Below are 22,183 nucleotides of genomic sequence, written 5' to 3'. Positions count from 1 at the left end.
GCCTCGATGATTCACCAGATTCCCTCCTCTCCCGTCTTTCGTACCGCCCAGTTGGCCGACAATACCAGAACCAGTCCGATTAAGGATTTGAATAGACCTACAGCAGTGCTGTAGCTGAATTGTGCTTGTGTCAAGCCGACCCGGTAAATGTAAGTTTCAAACACTTCCGCAACCTCCCGATTCATCGGATTCAGCATCAGAAAAATATGCTCGAAGCCTACATCCAAGAAATTGCCCAGACGGAGGATAAACAAAATCACGATGGTGCTGCGGATGGAGGGCAAAGTAATCAGCCATAGCTGATGCCAACGGTTAGCTCCGTCTATACGGGAGGCCTCGTAGAGCTGGGGATCGACTCCCGCCAAAGCGGCCAGGAAGATGATCGTCCCCCATCCCGCGTCCTTCCAGATCGCCTGAAGCATAAACAGAGGCCGGAACCATTCCTCGCTGAGCAGAAAAGGGATCTTCTCCATTCCCATCGAGGCGATCAGGTCATTCACGACCCCGCCTTCTGTTGTGAAGAAAAGATAAGAAATCGCGACCACAACGACCCAGGATATAAAGTGTGGAATATAGACCAGCGTTTGGATGGTTCGCTTGAACAATTGAAGACGAATCTCGTTGAGAAGCAGCGACAAAATAATCGGTATAGGAAAATAAAAGACGATGTCGTACACGGCCAAAATCAACGTGTTTTTCAGAAGATTCATAAACTGCGGATCCGCAAACAGACGTTCAAAATGCTTGAACCCGACCCACGGACTGTTTAAGATTCCCAAATGCGGCCTATAATCTTGGAACGCCATAGCTATACCAATCATGGGTACATATTTAAAAAAAATGAAAAAAACGATACCTGGAACAAGCATTACATACAACCATCGATCCATGATCAGGTCGGCAACCCACGGCCTGCGTTTTTTAACAGACTGATTGCTTTGAAGATCGGTTGTCGCCATGGCGTTGTTCTTCATGTTTGATGTTCTCCTTTCCCAAATCGTTATTGGATACCTGAAATGTAACGCGCCGTGTTCAAAGAAGTATATATACCTCAGTTAACTATTTCACCGAGATCGACATTGATGATCGTTATATACAGAAGATAACCTATGCATCCACCCCATTTAGCTAATAGGTCCGATAAGAAGAAACACCCAAGTTTCCTTAGGAAGCATGGGTGTTTGTATGTCCTACAACTGCATATGATCTTTACGATACTTTCCAGGTGTAACTCCGGTAGCCTTGCTAAAATATCGGATAAACGGGGTTGAATTCGCGTAATTCAGCCGCGTGGCGATTTCCAAAATGGTCATATCCGTCTCGACCAGCCATTTCTTTGCGATCCGTAGCCGATGCTGCGCCAAAAAATCACTGAAGGTTAACCCGGTTTCCTTCTTGAACACGCGACTGACATAAACCGGGTGAAAATTAAGTCTCGCCGAGCAATCCTCCAGCGTTAAATTGGACTCGAATTCCCTTTCTATTATCCGAATCAGATCTTCCGTTATCCGATTATTATGCGATTCGCGTTCATCCCTTAAGTGGTTGGCTATAGGCATCGCGATTTCGTCCAATAGCCATCGTTTCCACTCAATCAATGATTTTCCTTGCAACAAATGATGGGCAACCTGCTTATCGCCAAGAACCTTCTCGGCTGACAAACCTGAACCGTAAAGCAACTCAGTCAAACTTCCGATTAATTGCATCAGCATAAATTGGAATTCTTGAATATGGATATTGGATTGGATGGCATGTAGCAAATAGACTTCCAAGCATGTGGAGATCCGCTCGGGATGCCCGAGCTTAACCGCATCAACAATATCCCTTTCCAACTGCTTGGGGTATACGGTTTCCTTGTTTCTGTTCAATTGAATGTCATTAATGTGCAATATCATTTCCGATCCCAGTTGGAACCTATACTTCAGAGCCTCAAGACCTTCCTGGTAAGCTCCCGATACATCGACAAGGTCGACATAAGAACGGCTGACCCCAATGCTTACCTTCAAACTGAGGAATTCCGCTATCTTGATTCGAATATCTTCCGCAATCGAGAGCGCCCATCTGCTGCATTCTTCATCTGTTTCAAATTCCGAAGCCAGAATCGTCACTTGCGAGTTGTCCATGGATACCGGCTGAAATCTTTTCATGGGTTCTACCAAATCGCCCACAATATTCCCGATCGCGAAAAGTAACAAATCATTGTCTCGTTCCTGATAACGGGTATTTTTCAAAGTATCAATTTGGACGACAAACACAATCAATCGCTTCCAAGCAACGGGAAAGCCTGTTGCGGACAAGTGCTCCAGCAATCTGCTTTTAGTGATTTTTCCGGCCAATAACCGCTGCACGAAGCTGTCCCTGAGTTGGACGGCATAGAAGGTCAATTGGTCCTGCATCTGAAGACCGCTGTTCATCAAATGACGAATACGTTGGGCCAAGTCGGCGAAATCATCTTTCACATCCCCCTCGTCTTTGTTGCCTAAGTCACTTCGCATGAATTGAACAAATCCCCGGATTGGCGAATACATCCAATGGGAGCCATAAAGGGCTGCCGCTCCGAAAAGCAGGAACAACGCCGCACAGCTTGCCAATGTGAAGATCCCGATTTGTCGAGCCTCCATTGTAGACTTTTTGGCATCTTGAACGGCTAGATAAGTCCAACCGTGCTGGGGTGATTGTATAAAATGAATCCATACATCTCGCCCTTCCCAATCCATCGGAAAGTGACCGTTGCGACTTTGCAAGGACTCTATCATTTCAGTAATCCGGTTTTGGACTTCCACAGATAATTCACCGATATTCGGATCACCGAGCACGGCTTGGGGGGAACGATCTAGCACGAACAAGTTTCCCAGCTCATTTTGCGCCAAAAATTGCCGATTCAAATCACTTTTTTTGATTTTTAAAATTAGCAAAGCACTAGTTTCCACGGAAAAATTCAATAGTGGCACTTTGCAGATCAGATTCAAGGTTCCCATCTCTGGGGAGGAAGTCGGATCCGGCATCCACACCAAATTGTTCCTCATCGAAGTATATCGTTCCAAGCTTTCATAATCGGCAAGCTCTTTAAGGTTGTTCCCGAATCCGTTTTTTCCTATATACCAGTTTTCCCTCACATTAATCAAAGAAGCATCTTGCACACCGATGAAAAAATGAAGATTATGCAATCCTTGCGACAAATCGTTGATTTCCTTGAAGTGGGTGGCGGTAGTGAGCGACTTATAAAGAGCATTATTAACAATTGGCGAACTGACATATTGCATCACCACGTACTCCAGTGTTTTGAGCAACTGCTCCACCCGCATTTGGGTCTGTAACAGATTTTGCAGATTGCCCTCGTCTACTTTCTCTTGAATGCCCTTGGATGCAATTGTATATGAAAACACTCCCAAAAAAAGAATCGGGAGTGACGTAAGAAGCGTGCTGAACACAAACCATCTTCTTAACAGTGAAGAAGCGATCACCGGTTGCACCTCTCCCGATAAGCTTTTCTGCGTTTTCCGAACGGGTCTGGTTTTTCATAGGGAAGCCCATAAATCGGTCATGGCGATCAAAGGGTTATGGCCCATATACTCGCGACACGGTTGATTAAACTCGGTATAAGGTTTTCTTTGGAGTTCGGTCGGATGTCCTCCATGTGGATGATAGAACTCCCATAATGTCCCGGTCTCGGAAAATTTCTCGGCTGTATGGTCCAATGCGCGTTCCAGAATCACTTTGGCCGCATCGTTTCTCCCGTACAGGGTACAACCCCGAGCGACCCAATAGGTGATACTGTTCCAGGAAGGCCCCCGCCACATGCGAAGTTCAAATGCCGGATCTTCCAGAGCGATGGTCGGAACCGGATGCTTGGTGAAAAAACGCTTTGGATTCAATACATTTTCATCGATCACGCGATTCGCTTGCTTCACGGTTGCCGCACCGACCATCATCGGCCACATGCCCTCAAAAGTAAGGCGACGGCTCCCGGGATTATTAACCGACCAAATATCGTGGAATAGAGCCGTTTCTTCATCGAACAAGGCGCAGCGTATAAATTCCGCAAGCTGTTCGGCTCTGATTTGCCATTTCGCGGATTCAGCAGGCAAATCAAGAAAGCTCGCCCATTGTGCAGCGAAAACATGCATTTGATAGACATGCGCCGTCGCATCGACGCACGCATATGGCCCCGGTGTGATATGGTCATACCGAATTCCGTCATCGACACCGCTTTCCCATACCTTTTTCCACAGATCGAGATAGTAGTACCCTTCGTTTTCCGCCTTCCGTTTGGTTTCAAACCAGCCGATTTGCCGAACCAGAGCATGGTAGGCGGTTTTCAACAAATCGATATCTTCGTATAGGTCATAATAATCCTGCACGGCCACCGGCCAAAACGGAGGATGCCCCTTCACCGTACTCCATTTCACCTCGCCGTCGCGGAACCAAATGCAGCCGGGGATCAATCCGTCGGAAGTCTGCAGGTTTAAGTAGTTTAAGATTTGATGTTTGGCATGATCCGGCTGATAACGGAGGGTGTCCAAAGTCGCATGGGTTAGATCAATGTGACCGAATGCCGGACCGTAGCAGTACCCCGTTCCGATTTCTTCCCATGGATAATGAAAGGGAGGCTCCGGTTCTCGAGTGCACTTTTTATGAAGCTCTACCGTATATTCCAGCATCGATTTCCACTCGGGCTTGCCCATGTCATACACTTGCTGTTTCAAACTTCTCATGAAAGTGTCTCCTTCTCTCTCCACAATCCTTCCCCGAGCGAACGTTCGTGACCGTGATACATCCTCCGATTCTCCAGCCGGTGCAACTTTCCTTGACTGCACCGGTCCGGAGGATCGATTCAAATATTCCGTCCGCCCATCGTTTGGTACAGCTGCTCGTAGGCTTCTGCGATCGCTTCCGATGCCCGGTAGGAGCGGACGGGCCAATATCCAAAAGCGTCGTGCGTTCGAATCGTGGCAACGACCAATTCTTCGGCAGGAGCGCCTGCAAGCTCGCCGGGAGAATCCGTCAACTTGCATTCCGAGCTGATGGCGAGCAGGTTGTCGAATTTTTTCGGTCCGATCATATAACTGCCCCCATCCGTAGAGGCTCTCAGGTAGAATGCGTGCGTGGTTGCTGTTTCATCTTTGGCCACTGCCTGTACGGCTACACGGGCACCTGTAACGAGTCCTCCGTTAACCGGATGAATGATGAGCCGTGAGCCGAACATGACAGGCAGCGTTCTCAGATCGGGATATCTTCGGTCATGGCATACATGCAGGCTGACCGGGACGCCGTAAATGTCAAATTCGTTCAGCCTGTGCCCATGGTAATAGTGCCTTTCGCAAGTCCTGAATTTTAGATTGTCGCGCACGGTATTGCCGTCCGGATCGTACAACCTGCAAGAATTGAAGACAGGTTCGGACGAACCGGGTCTCACCTGATCCCAATTCGGTCTCCCGACAATCAGGTAGGGAGAGTTTGCGGTTTCCCGCAAACAGGCTCGAATGATCGCTTCGGCCTCTTGCATCGGTTCTATCTGATCGAGCGTCGGCTTGGTGCCAAAAAAACCAAATATACAGTATTCCGGCGCTACTAATAATTCAATACCAAGCTCCGCCGCGCTTCGTATCCCTTTGCAAATAGATCGAACATTGTCCTTCACATCGCGGGAATTCAGCATTTGCCAGGCGCCTGTCTTCAAATACTCTTTCATCAGCGCTGTTGGACCTTCATGCGCGAATCGCAGCAGCTCCACATCCGCATCCTCGACACTAATCCTTACCCCCAACTGAGGGATGATATCATGATCGCCGCTGCGAATCACGCATTCGCCGTTCCAATAGATTGCCAGATCGGCCAGCTTGATCCGATTGCCGGCTCCTTCTGTTTTGACCAAAGTAACTTCGATCTCGTCCTGCACAGCAGGCGGCAACTCGACCCGAACGACGGGCTGTGCGCGATTCCACTCGCTGGTGAAAAGCGCAGCCTCGCGACAGCCGAGGTTGCATTCCACATAGGCGTATTCGAAACCGCCTTCAAAGCCGAATCGAACATAACCGGAGCCGCTGCCCAGATCTTTGAAAACTAAGTGAATGGCGTCGCCGTTGCGCGTATGAACGCCCGGACCTTCAATCGCAATCGACGGTCCGCCCGAAGCCCGTACGGACAATCCGTTCTCCTGCCGTACAACCCGATCCGATTCCGGGATCACCCATGCATCGGATTCTCTTGCAAAATCGAACTTGTTTAATACAAGCACAGGATCGTCTCCTCCCATTTCTCGATCAATCGTTTCATCGAGATATAATAATTCTCGGTAGGTATCCACATTAGAGATGTCGGCTTCATACCCGGCACCGACGCCGATTCTCGCTTCCACCCGGTTGCAGTAGGCCATGATCGCGGCATCCGCAGCTTTCACCGCCAGCCATGACTGGTAAGATTCGTCCGCTTTATAAAACTTCCCGGTCACAAGCAGGTCCTTCCATGCCGAAGTGAAGATCAGCGGTTCGGTGCCGGGTCATAAGCAACATTCCATTCTTCCAAGGACAACGGGCGTCTCAGATATAAGGATTCCATGGCGGAATTGATCAAGAAAGTGGTAAGCAAATTTCTTTCAATCCGGCAAGGAAGGGTCCCGTTGATGATCATCTCCTCTATCATTTCGGTCAGCCTGGTAAAATGGCGATAAGGCCTCTCTGTCCCTGTATTACAGTACGCAGCGATACAAGCGCCTTCATCATCCTGAACGGCAAAGCTCCATCGGGTTGCAAATTTATCGAGCTGAGCCACGTACCCCATCGTACCATCCTGATAGGTTACGACGAACAGCGCGGGATTAGGACACTCCTTACGGGGATGTCTCCCTGCTAGCTCCGGCTCGAGTGCGAGGGCACGCAGCATCAGCGCTTCCGGCCATTCTCCACGGTCCATCGCTTGCCACATCTCGTCACCTGACAAGGCATGAACGGATGCGACGCCCAACTCCGCCCCGAGGCGGTGTTCAGCTAGCGCCTGCAGCACTTCCATGCCATGGAATCCGTAAGACTCATGCCCGCCATGACTGTTGATGAAGAATATCCGGCCTCTCTGCAGAAACGCCCGATCGAAGTGAGGCAAATAATCCGTGTAGGGGATGGAAGAACCGGCCATGAAAGGAATACCCCGGCGCTTGACCTCATCATAAATCCAGCGCGCATCCGTATTGTTGTATGAGAAATGCTTATCCAGAAAGATCGGCACGCGAATGCCGTGAAGATCCATGGCCGCCAGCGTCTCTTGCATGAACCTCAGCCGCGGATACAAGTGCTGCTGCTTCTCATTCCACGGGTAATCTCCATGCTCCCCGATGACGACAACACCGTCGACCGGCCGTTCTGGGGCACCCCAGGCGACCGCTTCCTCAATGGTGGCACAGATGGGTACGCCGTGCCTCACGGATTGCTCACGACTCAAGTCTCTGGCTGTCACTTGTTCGACGTACATAGCGACAAGCTCGACTTGCGGTTTATATCCAAGCTCGCCAAGCAGCCTGCTGACGATCACATCAGCGTGGGAATTAAGCCAGTATTGGGTTATGATCACCGCAACCCGCTTCCTCATATCCGGATCCCTCCGTCGATCGTATACAGCGATCCCTTGATGTAGGCGGAGGCATCAGACAGCAGCCTTTCCGGGCCATATTGCTCCATCAGCGCCAACATCCGGGGAGAATTATTCGCAACTACCCAATCATTGGCGACCACCTTGGCGCCTCTCCAGAAACATTCGAGTTGAAGAGAAGCCGATCTTGCCCAGCGCGCCGGTTATTACAATCACTTTATTTTGAAGCTGGAGCTTCATCCAGTCCCCTCCATGCCTGGATTCAAACACCACTTTTAACGTTCGAACACCGCAAGCTTCCATAGCCGCTCGTCTGCAGCGTGATCATTTACGCCTACCGCCGTCGAAAAATTCCTGCTGCAGCCTTCAGGCTTCCTCGTTATCCTTTATGAGCTTGACAGCGTGCGCCGCTCGCTCGGCAAGCAAGGCGATGAGTTCTCTTCGGCAAGCCTGCGTAAAGTCCGGTGCGGTCAAATGTTCCCATTGCCTACGCAAACCTTATCCCACTTCCGCATGTTTAGAACTTGATGCCGGCTTTTAGGATAGTTCGATAATAATAAAAGATCGGGTAGTAGTATTGGGCAAACTTTTTCGGACTGTCTCCCCAAAAAATAAGCGCCTCGCCGGATATTTCCCTTGTTTTACCACTCCCCTGAGCGACTCTGATGGCCTCTTCGAAGGTGACTCGCCCGGCTTCCAAATATTTGAGGTCGCCGGAGAATTCGTAGGCATAGGAGAGCGATTCCAGACAGATTGGATTGCTGTGCAGATGCTGCGTGCTCGGCAGTTCTTTGTAATAGAACATGCCCGTTTCCTTCACATAGCAATGCTCCACATAATCCTCCAACGCGTCCACGATCATTTGCTTGATCCGTTCATCCGGGCGGATTCGATAATAGCGCATCAAGCTGTTGACGGCGATGCATATCATGAAGCCTGAACGATAAACGACATGCCCTGCAGCCGGTGCCAGCCAGGCGCCATACTTCTTTTTCCAGGCTTCGAAATGATCGACGATTTGGTCTGCGGATTGCAGCCACTTCTCGTCATGGGTCTCGGTATACAAAGCTCCCAGACTGCGAAGCGCCCAACCGCTTTCTCTTGCGGAAACGCCGCCTTCGCCTTGGTAACGGGGAGTAGCCAGCAGCCTCCTCACATTGTCTCCGATGCCGATTGCGGCCTCGAGTGCGGATGCTTCCCCCGTTAGGTGGTAGTAATCAAGCAACCCTTCCACCCACTCATGACATATTTTCACCTCGCCTGTCACATGCTTGGCGGAATGCATCACTTGACCTTGATGACGCAGCGGATTGGGGCTGTAATGGAGAATGTCCACGTCCTTCCAATGTTCCGCCGCTCTCATCAAATAGTCGTAAAACCTTCGTTTACCGGTTCTCGCATACAAATGCATCATCGCATGCGGCAGATCATATTCGTTGTTCACCCATACCCAATCTCCGCCGCCTCTGCCCTGGGCCGTATAGTCTTTATCCGGCGCATCGCCCCAATCAAGCATGCCGTATGTTTTCGTACGGCCGTCGGCCATCCGATAAAATCCGCGTTCCACCCAATCTATCGTCTGATCGCCGGGAATCGATTCGATTATGCCGGCGCGCTCGAATGCAGCAGACTCAAGAACGGGATGATCCGGAAGCTGGAATTGCAGACTGCGTACATTCACTTCTTCCAGCGTTTCGTCCCCGCGATGCACATGCAGGAACAATCGATGGGTTTTGGCCATTCCCTGCAGCATACGGATCGGATGTCCGGCAGGAATAATGCCGACGGTTATTTCTTCGCCGGTCACATCCAACGATTTAGGACAATTTTGCAAGGCCTGAAACAAAGTAACACTAATTCCGCCGTGCTGATGTCCGGACAGATCCGCCCAGAAAGTACCCGCGAACGTTTCCGCCTGGTCTTCGATAAATTCTTTTTCGAGATTCTCGGCCGTAAATTTACACGACAACCGTTCTCCCGGCGATCCGCTCTTCATCCTGCGATCGACTCCGGCGCGGTTCATCCCCAATCGAAGTTGATCGGACGTCCGGATAGCGTGCGCGGAACGAACATGCAATTCGGCTGCGTGAATCACCTGCTCGCTCTCTGGCTCCTTATTGACAATCTGGTAGTCGATCATTAGCCAAGGCTTGCCGGCATACGCATAGACCCGGACTACAAAGTCAAACCATTGGCTCTCTTTTGCACGATCGCGGTGCTTTCCTCTCGCTTCAACCGCACAGCGAACCGGACCCGCTTCGATGACGCGCCAGCCTTCTGAGGAAATCTGGCAATCATACTCCTGTTCGGAAGCGTCTCGAAGCGAGGGTCCAACCACATCATGGGTGGGTACAAATCCTGTTCGCTTCAACGATTGGAATAATCCCGTTCCTCCCGGTGCTGTCAACTCGGCTTCGATCGCACCCGTACGGATCACAAACGTGCCATTCACCGGCTCGATCATGACTGGGTTCGCAGGTACTGCCGTTACGCGATCCGTCGAGAGTGCGAACGCTTTGCCCAAATTGGCCGGAAGATCGGCTAGAAAATGCAGCAGCAGCCATTTTACGGAGCCATCGGGCCATTTGGCGGTCACCCTTGTTTGAGTCGGTATCGCCACGTTGCCGTCAAGGACGGATACTCTTGTTGTATCAGACACTACCCCTTTCGCGAATGGCACCGCGATCATGCACGGTTCCTCATGTCTGGGATACATGGAAATTTTCTCGAAATGGAGCGATATCATTCGTGCATCTCCTTCTCAATCAAGCTTCATGCTGTAATGAACCCGATCAATCGCGATTCTAAATTGGAGGGCAGCAACTGCCTTCCAATTTAGAATCTTTCTTGCATTCTTGGATTATTGGGAAGCTTTCAAAGCACGTTGATACGCTGCATTATAAGTCTTGACCAAGTCATCCAAACCGCGTTGCTTCAGTTCTCCTACGTATTTATCGAAGTTTGTCAACGGTTCCTGGCCGATGATGAATTTGATCATGTACTCGCTCGTTTTGTCCATAATCGGTTGCAGGTTTTTGGACACGATATCCTGCTCCGCTTGCGTAAAGCTCAGTTGCGGCTCCTGCTTGGTCCAATCGGGCTTCGAAGTTTCTACGGCATCGGCCACTAACATGCCTTCATTTCGATCCTTGAATAGGCTCGGCAGAGGAGCGGTAAAGAAATATTTGGATGTGCCTATGCCTAGATTTATGGGGTTATTCACCATATCTTTCTTGAAATCATCCGTATATTGCGGCTTTCCATCTTTCATGGTATAGCTCTGACCTTCAATGCCATATTGCGTCAGAAGCCTGCCTACAGGGCTGTACAAGAAGTCATAATATTTTACGATCAACTCCGCGTTTTTGGACTTGGACGAAATCGCCATGACACCTTTCAGGCTGAAATCCGGCAGCAACTCTCCTTTTCCGTTTTTATCCTTGAGCGCTCCGCCGCCCACCATCTTGGCTTTCGCATTTTCCTTCTTGAGCACATCCGTGAAGAAATCGGTGCGGCCCGGGTTAAAGAAGATCGCCCCCACATTGCCTTTACTAACCTTCGCTTCCCATTGCTGTTTCGAGATGATCGCAAATTCGGGATCGATTAATTTTTCGATATATAGTTTGTTCAAGAAGGTCAGCGCATCTTTCATCCCTGGAAGAGCAGGGCCAAATTGATACACCCCTTCTTTGTTCAGATACATGCGCGGATCCGTTCCGAACGCCCTGAAGATCGGGAAGTTGCTATAACCTTGCGGAGCGAACGGAATCGTGTCCTTGCCTCCCAAATTCGCATCTTTGAAAGCTTTGAGGACTTTATAAAACTCATCCGGGTTTGTTGGGGCTTTCAGTTTCACTTCATCCAACCAATCCTGTCTGTATTGCGGGACGGTAGCGGTGGTACCCGGCATGGAAAAATAGGGAATCCCATAAATTTTCCCGTCGGCTGCCCGCAAGGAAGCATCTATGCCTTCTTCCTTGATCGCTTTCAAAATGTTGGGGCCGAACTTTTTGAGCAAGTCGTCCAGCGCCAAGAACGCTCCATCCATGCCGTACTTTTTCGCCGAGGCGACGTCCGAATCCATCACATCCGGCAAATCGCCGGAAACCAGAGTCACCTTGAATTTATCGGCGTAGCTTGCAGAGGGAATGTTGGTCAATTTCAGCTGTACATTCGTTCTTTTTTCAATTTCGGCAAAAATTGGTTCAGTTCCCCTTTGCGGTTTCGTATCGTGGGCGGCGGAGAATATTTCGAATGAAGCCTTTTCCTTTAGCGGGAATGTGGCAGCTGGCGGCGCGCTTGACGCTGTACCGGCAGACGGCGCCGCGCTCGGGCTTGACTGCCCTGCCGAACCCGAATCCGAGCTGTTGCATCCTGCCGCACAGATCACCAAAACCGAACCGGCTGTCATCATCCACGAGATTTTCTTGAATTCCTTCATCGTTATACCCCTTCCTTTCGCTTTGCTCAAAACACAAAACGGAATGAAATCCGTTGGCGTCGATGAGCGATTTTTTTGTATGGTGGGCCGCCTCTTCACGAGGTGACCGCATCGTTATATGTGTCGGTTGGTTACCATGTGATGCCCGTGGCCACCTGACTTTTTATCCGCCTCCACATACATTTATTTCCATTTAACCGTTCTGAGCACGACTTATTTTGTTATGCCCGTTCTCCGTACTACGTGCGGTGAGCTTAGATTTCAGACTTTGAACCCCTCCTAAATGTTTTTGTATATATGGTAAAAAGCTTGCGCTTTTTCACCCTTTCAGCGATCCGATCATGGCGCCTTTTACAAAATACTTCTGGATAAACGGGTATACGAGCATGATCGGCAAAGCAACAATCATGATCGTTGCATATTTGAGCGATTCCGCCATCAAGATCGTCTCCGTGCTCCCTTGTCCACCCGTGATATCGGCCGTTTGACCAAGCAATACGATCTTGCGCAAAAATAATTGCACGGGATACAAGTGTTCACTCTGCAAATAGATCATCGCCGGAAAATAGCTGTTCCAGTGTCCGACCGCATAAAACAAGGCAATCGTTACGAAGGCGGGTTTCGATAAAGGCAAGATGATGCGAAACAAAATTTGCATCGACGACGCGCCGTCGATCGTGGCCGCTTCTTCCAGCTCTCTGGGCAAGTTTTCGAAGAAGGTCTTCATCAGAATGACGTTCCACGTACTGATGGCGCCTGGAATTAACAGCGCCCAATAAGTATCCACCATACCAAGCGACTTCACGATCAGGAACGTAGGGATCAAACCTCCGGAAAAGACAAGGGTGAAGGTGATCATGATCATGAACGGTTTGCGGAATACGAGGTTCTTCCTGGAGAGTGGGTAAGCCATCAAGGAAGTGAGCAACATGTTGATGGCCGTTCCTACAACGGTATAGAAGACGGTGTTCACATATCCGATTCTTAATTCCGGGTAACTTAATATGGTTTTATACGCCTTCAAGCTGAACCCGATCGGCCACAAAAAGATTTGATTTTTATATACCGCTGTCGGATCGCTGATCGAGGACGAGAAAACGTATACAAACGGATACAAGGTAACGAGTACGACGAACCAGATCAGGATCCGCGAAATATTGGCAAAGATTCGGTCTCCCCAGCTATCGGCGATTTTCATTGGATGTTCCCCCCACTCGGTTTACCATATACTGGTTTCCGTTGCTTTTTTGCTGATTTTGTTCGCAGCGAACACAAGAATGAGGCCTACGACGGAATTAAACAAGTCGACCGCTGCAGCGAAGCTGAACTCGCCAGAAATCAATCCTCTGCGGTAAACGTATGTCGACAGCACATCGGCCGTTTCATAGGTGACCGGATTGTATAAAAGAATGATGGATTCTGCGCCGACGCTCAGGATATCGCCCAATTGCAAAATGAATAAGATGATGATGACCGGCATTATCCCCGGGAGCGTCACATACCACACTTTTTTAAGCTTACTGGCTCCATCAATGGAAGCGGCTTCGTACAATTCCGGATTAATCCCCGCCATCGCTGCCAAGTAAATGATCGTCCCCCATCCGACCGATTTCCAGATGCCCATGCTGATGAAAATCGTCCTGAAATAATCCGGCATCATCATAAACGAAATCGGACTGACCCCGAAAAGGCCCAGCAATTTGTTGGCAAGCCCTGTCGATGGCGAAAGAAAATTGACGACAAGTCCGGCGATGACAACGGTAGAGATAAAATGCGGCAGAAAACTGATTGTCTGACTAATCTTTTTGAACCAGGCCTTTCTCAATTCATTAAAGGCAAGCGCTAAAAGGATCGGCGCCGGGAAGGCAAACAGAAGTTGATACACATTGAGGAGCAGCGTATTGCGGATCAGCCGCCACGCATCCGGGCCTTGAAAAAACTCTATAAAATACTTGAGGCCCACCCATTCGCTGTGAAAAATGCCTTTGTACAGATTGTATCTTTGGAAGGCGATGACGACTCCGTACATGGGGGCATACTTGAAGACGAGAAAATAAAGGATTCCGGGAAGCAGCATGAATAAAAGCAAGCGGTCTCTTTTGATTAATCGTAAGGTTTGTTTCAACTTATCGCCCTCTTCCTGATCGCAACCAATTGCATGTCTTTTCCGCATCGTGTTGGATATGTTCACTCTGTGTTAACACGATCATAAAAGCGGTTTCAATGCGATTCAAGCATTCAATTTCGAAGAGGAATTCAAATTCTACATTCTGGGCACATACGGCATCTATTTTCTATATTTGCTTTGCAAAAACCGCAAGTTCTAAGAAAAACCGTCCGGTTCGCGGACGGTTCTTGGCTTCGGCGTTCGGTTAGGCTCGTGAAGCGGGGGTTCGATGGGATCTCGGAAAATTGCGGCTTTACGTTTGTCAGAGTAAGAAAAACCTCTGAGCAAATCACTTCAGAGGTTTTGGGTCGCAGCCTTCAGTTGGGAGCGAAAGGAGACAGGCCGAGGGTTTCAAACCTTGGTTGTAGCGTTCAGTTATCAAGACGATAGTTCCCTGAACTTTCCGGGTGTCATCCCTTCATGTTTTTTGAAAGTGGTAATAAACGTATTTTTGTTCAAATAGCCGACTTTTTCCCCAATCTCGTCGATATGGAGACTTTTTTCTTTTAGCAACAGCAGTTTGGCTTGATCTATCCGCAGCCGATTGACATATTGGATGAAGTTCGTTCCGGTCTGGTCTTTAAAATAGCGGCTCAAATATTTGGGATTCAAGTTAAAATGATCCGCAAGTGTTGTTAAAGAAATATCGCTGCTAAAATGGGATTCGATATAGTGAATCATTTGGTTCTTTAAATCGTAGTTTTTGCTCTCCTTATTCCCGTATAACGTTTCGATCATATACCGGTAGATGCCGAATACGGAGTCCTTCATACTTTCCAGGCTCGCCATTTCTTTGTTCATATAAATGCTGATGACGGCTTCGTCAAACACATCTTCCTTCTTCACACTGCTCCTTTGGATGATTTTGTTGGCCGTAGCCATAAGCGTGTTGTAAAGATCGTTCAATAGCAAATACGAGTTTATGGCATGCCTGTTTCTGTCGATGGTTTCATTCAATACCGTTTCGAGCTTCGCGTAATCGCCGGAAAGAACATTTCCGATGATTTGCTGTTCCAAATCGATCGGATAATCCACAAACTTCTGTACGAAGTGGATGTCATGATGTTGAATAAGCTGAATCGTTTTGTCTACTTCACGATAATTTAATGCTTCCAGTGCTTCTTCGTAAGATCGATTCACGGTCAAGAGATCATCACACGGTCTTCCGATCCCTAGCGCAAGGGAAAAGCGGACCTTTTCCGGCAACCCGGATATTTGCTCCATGGCAGCCTGCAAGTTCAGAGTGAGTTTGTCTTCTTGTTCATAATTCGCAAGAATGGAGATTTGATTCCGGCCAATATTCGTTACCATGCACGAGATATCCGCATCATTGTTCAAGAGCTGATTGAACACCTCGATCAGGCGGCTATTGAAATTCATTTGTTGGAAGGTGGTGCTTAAGGGATCGGTCATTTCGATCTTGGCCGCGATAACGGAAAACAACGGATACTTGAATCCAGCCGCCGAGTCCGGCCTGACCTTCATCCGTTCCTCCGGTATGCCCAGGATCATCGTTTTCGCATAATAATCTTTCAAAAGAGACATATGCTCCGTTTCGCTTTGCATCAAATGCTGATTTCGCTCTGTGATGTAGTGAATGTGGCTCGAAATCAGCTCCAATTCGCTTATTTTTTTCTCCTTTTTCCAATCCACGGCGGACATGTCGAATTGGAACGACCTCATAATTTCTCCAATCGGCTTGTATAAGTTTCTCGCGAGAAAGATGGACAGCATCACTCCTAAACTTAGCAGGAATAAGCTGGTGATCACCATCAAATTGCGTAAAAAGAAAACCGGTTTAAAAATATGGGCCGCCGATGAAAATGCGATATATTTCCAATCCGTCACATTGGAATGAAATTGGGAAACGAAGTAATTGTCGTATCGCGTTTTATTGGAAGGGCTTTCAATCAGAGTCTCATTTAAAAACTGCTGCAGCTTCCAATCCGAGAATCGTACATTGAAATGGTTCGCATCCGATTCCATAATCGTTTGAAGCTTCTCGTTCACGATATAAAAACCGGTTTGAGCGTCCGATGGATTCACGGAATTCATCATGGACATAAATTTAGTCTCATTGATTAAGACAACAAGGGCCCCCCTGATCCCAGCGTTGTAAAGGGGAAACGACGACAAAACCACGATATACCGTTTGCCGGACCCAGCACCGTCTGTCAGCTTGAAAGTACCCAGATCTTGAAAGAGATTGCGGTCCTGCAGCTTCTGAAGCAATTGTTCTCGATCGTTCGTTTCGGGTTTATACACGTAGTCGAAGAAATACTCCGGATAAAACAAACCCGACTCCGTGATAATCCAATTCTTCTCCTTATAGTACACGTATACATCGTCTATAAAAGATTGCGTGCCTTTGATGCGATTTAATGTTTTGGACACGTCCAGCAATTTCGTTGGATTGCCGGGATCGACATCAACGGTCAACGAAATTTGATACAAGGTTTGCCGGACTTCCTCCATTTTTTGCTCAATGTTGACATAAACATGCTTCAACAGGAGTTCGTTGTTCTTTTTCACTTCCTCTTGAAGCGCATTCGAGAATAGGAAATAAGCCAAGCTTCCAAAGATTAGAATCGGCACCAAAATCAAAATGATAAAGGAGCTTAGCAGCTTGAAAAAAACACTGCTCGTATTAGGAAAACGCATTTGCAGCCTTCTGTTTTTCATTTCGAAGCGCCCCCCTTTGGGATTGCCAAGATGAACTTTACTTCTCATCTTGTGCCAATATAGATTAGGGTGATACAAGAAGTCAAGGCAAAATTTTCTAAAAATAATTAGCAAAAATCTCCCGCAAGAAAAGAGAGACTTCCGCTGCAAAGTCGGACTCTTTATGGTGGTAGCAATATCAGACCCCGCGATCAAAAAGAGCAGCCACACAGGGTGAACTGCTCTTTTTAACGTTCTTCATTATATTTTAAAGTGGGAACTCTCTCTTAATAATCAATCATCTGTTTACCCCAACGGATATAAACGTTACCGTTATGATCCTGTTCTTTCACCATTAGCACCTCCGGTCGTTTTGACGGACATGTCCACCCCACTCTCCGCATATCTCTCTAATGTATATCACTTATTTGATATATAACTATATAGCCATGCATACTGTGCCGAATTTTTGCCTCGACTCCTCTGGCAATTAAAGTACTCTATTTATCACTAAAGATCTTTTGTTATTCGCGTACCTCTGCTTTATTACCGAATGTGAGGGCAGCCCATTCCTCGAGCGTCAACCCGTGCTTCTCTTTAAAGCCTTCCGTCTCATCTTTTTCATCGAAAACAAGAAGCTGGCTATCGGCTTCTTCATCGACCGGTTTACCTGCCGGCGTTCTACAGCAGTTATAAGTGGAATACGTATGCAATTGCAAGGAGTAATTGTTCGTGGAGCTTTTTCACAGCATGAAGATTATGTAAAGGTTTATGCTCGGATCGTGCTGTGCAGTTCGACCGGCCCGCCGCCTATTCCGGAAAGCTCCAAATGCCACGCGGATAAAATTCGTTCATGGCCCTGAGCCGCGATCCATTCGTGCAAAATCTCGTATGTCCGCCTGATCCCCGTATTCGGTCCTTCGTGCGTGATGACGGCATAAGTTTGCGCCGGAATTTCCAGACTAGTCATCCCGGCAGGGATATGCTGTGTATTCTCCACCTCAACGCCAATCCAGTAGCCGTCTTGTTCTTCCGGATATTCCGCTACGACGAAAGCCCCGATGAATTGCTGCGGATGGACCTTGTTCCGAATTTCCGGCAATCTCATCTTGACGGCTTCGGCCGCCATCGGAATTTCGTGCACGTATTGATCTCCTTCGCATAGTACTCGAATCCCGATCAGCTTTTTAGCGCCGAGCTGTATAATATTCATAGTTTTACTCCTTTACCATGAGGCTAGTCTATTTCCCAATATTATACATTAACTCCGCAATCTTTTCTGCATCGGGATATCCCTGCTGCCTCAGGGCCGCGATCACTTTTTGCCGTCTTTCGTCGGAATGATTCTGGCTCAGCTTCCATTTTCCTTCGAACCGGGTCACGCGGATTTTGAAGCCGACGATCGCTTGCATGAGCTGACGGTTGAAGCCGTTACCCAACTCCGTTGTCCAAGGCTCGGGCATGGACGATTCGTACCGGTCGATCGTGCGCTTCATCATGGCGGCAAGCTCCTCTTCGTCCATGATCGCCGCAAACTCGCCATATACGTGAACGGCGACATAGTTCCAGGTTGGCACCGTGTTCGGTTCTTCGTACCAGGACGGCGAAATATAGGCATGCGGGCCTTGGAAAACGGCCAAAACCGGGGCGCCCTGGCTCGTTATATAGGCATGGTGCGGATTGGACCTCGCCATATGTCCGGTCAGTTGCCAGTCCCCCTCGGCGGTTTGCTCGATCAGTAATGGCAGATGCGTCGCGAAAGGCAAGCCGTCGTTTTGTGAAAACAAGATGCCGAAGCTGTTGTCCCGGATGAAGGAGACAAGCTTTGGTACGTCAGATACTTCAAAATATTTGGGAATGTACATGGCTGACAGTCCTTTCTTTTTTGTAAATTCTTTGATCTTGGCAACAAAGTTTGTGCAGGTTCCTCATGCCGCATAGCCGAATACATACTTACGAGATTCTATACAGCGATGGGGATGATGAGTTGACCTTATACGTAGTCAGGCATGGTTTAACCAAATGGAACGAGGAGAATCGGGTGTGCGGTATATCCGATATCCCTTTAGCGGACCGCGGTATCGCCCAAGCCACAGAGCTTTCCGTACAAATAAAAGAGAAACAGGTCGAGATCATCCTGTGCTCTCCTCTGATCAGGGCCAAGCAAACAGCTGAAATTATTTCCGCAGCCCTTCTTAAACCCTATACCGTCGACCCAAGACTGAAGGAACAGAACTACGGTGCGTTCGAAGGCATTTTAAGAACTGACGAAACGTTTAAAGCAGCAAAGCGGCATTTCCCTCACAGAATGCTTGGCGGGGAATCCATCCTGCAAGTGACGCAAAGAATTTTCAATTTCCTGGACGAATTAAAAGAAAACTACGCAAGCCGGAACATCTTGATCGTAACTCACGGCGGAGTATGTCGCGTCGTTCACGCCTATTTTCACGATTTGTCTAACGAGCAGTATTACCACTTTCATGCCGACAATTGCGGAATGAACGAATACGAATTATAGAAAAAAAGAAGCCCGCAGCGGATACGGACTTCCGGACGTTTTCCGGCAGCGCCAGATAACCTCTACTCCTCGAACGGCGGCAGCAGCTCGCGGCCCTCTTGGGCCGAACGTTCCGTCGTCTCGATGACGGCTATGACTCTGCGCGCCTCCTCCGGCTTTACGATCAGCTCTTCTCTGCGGAGCAGATGACCGGCGATATTGTCGTAATACCGGTGATGCTGCTCCGGCTGCGTTTGCAGCGTCGTCTTCTCGTTTTTTCCGTCGACATCGGTATACAGATTCAGCTCGCCGGAGTTCCACACCTCGGCCGCCCCTTTCGTTCCCAAAATGCGGAACTTTGCTTTCCCAGTCCTGGCAATCGATGAAATCTGGATTTGGGCTACCGCTCCGCTTTCGAACAAGATGGTACTGTCGATCTGGTCCTCGTTCGTTTTCTGGTGCCAGACGCGATTATGTACATAGCCGCGGACGGAGCGGATTTTTCCCGGAACGATGCCGAGCAGGTAGTCGACATAGTGTGCGCCCCAGTCGTAGAAGGCGCCGCCGGAAATTTGCTTGTCTTCTCTCCACCAATCTCGCGGCTCATTGTACCCGCCCATAAACATCTCGACATGAAAAATGTCGCCGATGACGCCTTGATCGATCAGCTCTTTCACGGTCAAGTACCACCCGTCCCATCGGCGATTGTGGAAAACGGACAGCATCAGCCCTTTCTCACGGGACAGCCTCACAAGCGCGTCCGCCTCCTTGGCGCGGATGCACATCGGCTTCTCCAGGATGCAATGCTTGCCGCTGCGGAGAACCTGCTCGGCTAGCGGCGCATGGGTGTTGTGCGGCGTTATGACGGTAACCAGATCGATATCCGGCTGCTCCAGCAGCTCGCTGACGCTAGTGTACGTCCGGATACCGGGAAACTCCTCGCTCGCCTGCTCCATCCGCTTCGGGTCCAAATCGCACGCGGCGACAAACTCGAAGCCGACGCGTTTCATATTATTGCCGTGCGCCCTTCCCATGTTGAAAGCCCCGCCGTATCCGATGACGGCTCCGCGGATCGTTTGACTCGTACCGGTCATATGTATCCCATCCTTTGTTCGGTTTTTCTATATGTGAACAAGGGCGTGCTTGCAAACACGCCGTAACATGGTGTACACTCGGACACTTCCTACTGTCATTGTATCATCCGCGGGCGATACGAGATACGAAAAAATACAATCGATAAAATTCCGCACCCTCCCCTCCAAACCCAACTTTCGAACCACCTATACCTAGGTCTATTTGCGTATTTTTAGGCACGTGGTATTATTTTCATAGATCTTATACATCGTCGGAAGGTGGTTATCGGTTGAACTACTCGGAAACGCTGCATCGCAGAAACAAACAGATGGTATCGATCATCTGGGGAATGCTCGCCTTGGGCATCGCCGTCGACTTTTTGACCGGCGCGCCAGCACAAACCATCATCGTTTTGGCCATAGTCGGCCTGGTCACTTGCGGAGTGGCAACCGTCATGACCTATAAACGCTGGTTCCCGAAGTTCATTATGTACGTAGTAGCCTCGATCGTAACGATATTGACGCTGCTGCTTGTTTTAAGCGGCCCGATCATAACGACTTATTTTCTCGTCTTCGTTAATTTGGCTATTATGACGCTTTATACGAACTTTCGGGCAATCGCTTTCTCCGCATTTCTGGGAGTAGCCCTAACGATTTATTTGCTGCTGAGCCCTTACAAGGACGCGATGTTCGGCAACAACGATCCCGTCACGATCTTCATGTATTTGGCCTTTGTCGCCATCCCGCTGCTCGTGTCCGCCCTGTTCAGCGAACGGATGCAGCGGGAAGTCATCGCGAAGCGCGAGCAGGCCGAGGCCGAGCAAGCCCGCACCGCCGCGATCGTCGATCAGTTGTCCGCTTCGCTTGTACTGCTGAACGACTTCAGCTCAAAGCTGAAAGCGAATATGACTTCGGCAAGCGCAATTTCGAAGGAAGTGACGATATCCTTCGCGGAAATATCGGCCAGCAACGAAACGCAAACCGGCAGCGTTTCCGCCATCAGCGAGTCGGCGCGTATGATCGAACAGGCCGTAGCCGCTCTAGCCGGAAGGTCGACGGAGATGATTGCGCTATCTAGCGATTCCGTCAAACTGACGGATCACGGCAGCCGGATGGCTAGGTCGCTAGAGGAACAAATGGGCCATGTGCGGCAGTCGATCGACAAATCCGTATCGATTATGGACGAGCTGAACGAACAGAACGGCCGCATCGGCGACATCGTATCGACGATCCAGCAAATATCGGCGCAAACGAACCTGCTTGCGCTTAATGCCGCTATCGAAGCGGCGCGTGCCGGCGAACACGGCAAAGGCTTTGCCGTCGTATCTAGCGAAATCCGCAAGCTGGCCGAGACGTCGCAGCGATCGACCGAACAAATCGTGACGATACTCGAAACGATTCACAGCAAAACCGATCAAGCGTCCGAACAAATAACGCAAGGTCAGCAAACGGTCATCGAAAGCGGCCAAGCCGCCAGCGAGGTGGCCGAAGCGCTCCGCACGCTATCGGGCAATTCGGCCCGTGTCGACGGTCAATCCGCCGAGGTCAAGCTTGCGGCAGACGATCTGTATGTCCAATATACGAAAATTACGGAGGAGCTCATTACGATCGCCAGCGTTACGGAGCAGAACAACGCCTCCATGAAAGAAATGGCCGGAAGCATGAAAACGCAGGACACGCGGATTCAGGACATCGTAGAGAGCTTCCTGCAGCTCGACAAGCTTGCAGCCGATATTAACAAAATGACGGAACGCCGGTAACAG

Annotated in this window: 17 protein-coding genes; 2 read left to right on the top strand and 15 right to left on the bottom strand. The window is 49.2% G+C overall.

All coding sequences use genetic code 11. The annotated features are described in order from the left end of the window. Window positions 1-11: 11 nt before the first annotated feature. From D7M11_RS31085 to D7M11_RS31030, 14 genes are all read right to left on the bottom strand, one after another. Window positions 12-974 (bottom strand): ABC transporter permease, encoded by a 963-nt coding sequence (locus D7M11_RS31085; protein ID WP_120751178.1) that lies wholly within the window; start codon window positions 972-974, stop codon window positions 12-14. Window positions 975-1,190: 216 nt separating this feature from the next. Continuing rightward, a complete protein-coding gene (locus D7M11_RS31080) occupies window positions 1,191-3,473 on the bottom strand; it encodes a helix-turn-helix domain-containing protein (protein ID WP_205127137.1) in 2,283 nt (760 codons plus the stop codon). Window positions 3,474-3,518: 45 nt separating this feature from the next. Continuing rightward, entirely contained in the window at window positions 3,519-4,715 is a 1,197-nt protein-coding gene (locus D7M11_RS31075) for an MGH1-like glycoside hydrolase domain-containing protein (RefSeq protein ID WP_158606941.1), read from the bottom strand. A 119-nt stretch (window positions 4,716-4,834) separates the two neighbouring features. After that, entirely contained in the window at window positions 4,835-6,451 is a 1,617-nt protein-coding gene (locus tag D7M11_RS31070) for a nitrilase-related carbon-nitrogen hydrolase (protein WP_120751175.1), read from the bottom strand. Between the two features lie 29 nt (window positions 6,452-6,480). Beyond that, a complete protein-coding gene (locus D7M11_RS31065) occupies window positions 6,481-7,581 on the bottom strand; it encodes a hypothetical protein (RefSeq protein WP_120751174.1) in 1,101 nt (366 codons plus the stop codon). Then, on the bottom strand, window positions 7,578-7,724 hold the full coding sequence (locus D7M11_RS36595) for a hypothetical protein (protein WP_158606940.1): 147 nt from the start codon (window positions 7,722-7,724) through the stop codon (window positions 7,578-7,580). Before D7M11_RS36595 ends, D7M11_RS31065 begins: the two co-directional genes overlap by 4 nt. Before the next feature lie 374 nt (window positions 7,725-8,098). Further along, entirely contained in the window at window positions 8,099-10,327 is a 2,229-nt protein-coding gene (locus tag D7M11_RS31060) for an exo-rhamnogalacturonan lyase family protein (RefSeq protein ID WP_120751173.1), read from the bottom strand. Between the two features lie 114 nt (window positions 10,328-10,441). Beyond that, window positions 10,442-12,022 carry an extracellular solute-binding protein gene (locus D7M11_RS31055; protein WP_120751172.1) on the bottom strand — a complete coding sequence of 527 codons (1,581 nt, stop codon included), beginning with the start codon at window positions 12,020-12,022 and terminating at the stop codon, window positions 10,442-10,444. 319 nt (window positions 12,023-12,341) lie between these two features. Next, window positions 12,342-13,220 (bottom strand): carbohydrate ABC transporter permease, encoded by an 879-nt coding sequence (locus tag D7M11_RS31050; protein ID WP_120751171.1) that lies wholly within the window; start codon window positions 13,218-13,220, stop codon window positions 12,342-12,344. A gap of 21 nt (window positions 13,221-13,241) precedes the next feature. After that, window positions 13,242-14,147, bottom strand: coding sequence for an ABC transporter permease (locus tag D7M11_RS31045; RefSeq protein WP_338042524.1), 906 nt, complete (start codon window positions 14,145-14,147; stop codon window positions 13,242-13,244). 420 nt (window positions 14,148-14,567) lie between these two features. Further along, on the bottom strand, window positions 14,568-17,081 hold the full coding sequence (locus D7M11_RS31040; RefSeq protein ID WP_147433528.1) for a helix-turn-helix domain-containing protein: 2,514 nt from the start codon (window positions 17,079-17,081) through the stop codon (window positions 14,568-14,570). A gap of 293 nt (window positions 17,082-17,374) precedes the next feature. After that, window positions 17,375-17,569 (bottom strand): hypothetical protein, encoded by a 195-nt coding sequence (locus tag D7M11_RS36205; RefSeq protein WP_147433527.1) that lies wholly within the window; start codon window positions 17,567-17,569, stop codon window positions 17,375-17,377. A 50-nt stretch (window positions 17,570-17,619) separates the two neighbouring features. Then, window positions 17,620-18,063 (bottom strand): GyrI-like domain-containing protein, encoded by a 444-nt coding sequence (locus D7M11_RS31035; protein WP_120751168.1) that lies wholly within the window; start codon window positions 18,061-18,063, stop codon window positions 17,620-17,622. Window positions 18,064-18,091: 28 nt separating this feature from the next. After that, window positions 18,092-18,715: an FMN-binding negative transcriptional regulator gene (locus D7M11_RS31030; protein ID WP_120751167.1), complete on the bottom strand. Its 624-nt coding sequence runs from the start codon at window positions 18,713-18,715 to the stop codon at window positions 18,092-18,094. A gap of 65 nt (window positions 18,716-18,780) precedes the next feature. Between D7M11_RS31030 and D7M11_RS31025 the strand changes: the two genes are divergently transcribed. After that, the gene (locus tag D7M11_RS31025; protein ID WP_120751166.1) at window positions 18,781-19,368 is read left to right on the top strand and encodes a histidine phosphatase family protein; all 588 of its coding nucleotides are present in this window, start codon (window positions 18,781-18,783) and stop codon (window positions 19,366-19,368) included. 62 nt (window positions 19,369-19,430) lie between these two features. Here D7M11_RS31025 and D7M11_RS31020 read toward each other — a convergent pair whose 3' ends face one another. After that, window positions 19,431-20,441: a Gfo/Idh/MocA family protein gene (locus D7M11_RS31020; protein ID WP_120751165.1), complete on the bottom strand. Its 1,011-nt coding sequence runs from the start codon at window positions 20,439-20,441 to the stop codon at window positions 19,431-19,433. 269 nt (window positions 20,442-20,710) lie between these two features. On the opposite strand from D7M11_RS31020, the gene D7M11_RS31015 reads away from it, so the two are divergent. Beyond that, window positions 20,711-22,180 carry a methyl-accepting chemotaxis protein gene (locus D7M11_RS31015; protein ID WP_120751164.1) on the top strand — a complete coding sequence of 490 codons (1,470 nt, stop codon included), beginning with the start codon at window positions 20,711-20,713 and terminating at the stop codon, window positions 22,178-22,180. The last annotated feature ends 3 nt before the right edge of the window (window positions 22,181-22,183 follow it).

Origin of the sequence: Paenibacillus ginsengarvi, from assembly GCF_003626695.1 — a bacterium.
Lineage (GTDB): Bacteria > Bacillota > Bacilli > Paenibacillales > NBRC-103111 > Paenibacillus_AB > Paenibacillus_AB ginsengarvi.
Note: the sequence above shows the minus strand (reverse complement) of the source record. Positions and strands in the feature narration are given on the sequence as shown.

Excerpts from the sequence above, each read along its gene's own strand:
- D7M11_RS31030 (WP_120751167.1), bottom strand. The coding sequence starts at position 18,715 with ATGTACATTCCCAAATATTTTGAAGTATCTGACGTACCAAAGCTTGTC.
- D7M11_RS31060 (WP_120751173.1), bottom strand. The coding sequence starts at position 10,327 with ATGATATCGCTCCATTTCGAGAAAATTTCCATGTATCCCAGACATGAG.
- D7M11_RS31020 (WP_120751165.1), bottom strand. The coding sequence starts at position 20,441 with ATGACCGGTACGAGTCAAACGATCCGCGGAGCCGTCATCGGATACGGC.
- D7M11_RS31065 (WP_120751174.1), bottom strand. The coding sequence starts at position 7,581 with ATGAGGAAGCGGGTTGCGGTGATCATAACCCAATACTGGCTTAATTCC.
- D7M11_RS31075 (WP_158606941.1), bottom strand. The coding sequence starts at position 4,715 with ATGAGAAGTTTGAAACAGCAAGTGTATGACATGGGCAAGCCCGAGTGG.
- D7M11_RS31025 (WP_120751166.1), top strand. The coding sequence starts at position 18,781 with ATGCCGCATAGCCGAATACATACTTACGAGATTCTATACAGCGATGGG.
- D7M11_RS31055 (WP_120751172.1), bottom strand. The coding sequence starts at position 12,022 with ATGAAGGAATTCAAGAAAATCTCGTGGATGATGACAGCCGGTTCGGTT.
- D7M11_RS31035 (WP_120751168.1), bottom strand. The coding sequence starts at position 18,063 with ATGAATATTATACAGCTCGGCGCTAAAAAGCTGATCGGGATTCGAGTA.
- D7M11_RS31050 (WP_120751171.1), bottom strand. The coding sequence starts at position 13,220 with ATGAAAATCGCCGATAGCTGGGGAGACCGAATCTTTGCCAATATTTCG.
- D7M11_RS31085 (WP_120751178.1), bottom strand. The coding sequence starts at position 974 with ATGAAGAACAACGCCATGGCGACAACCGATCTTCAAAGCAATCAGTCT.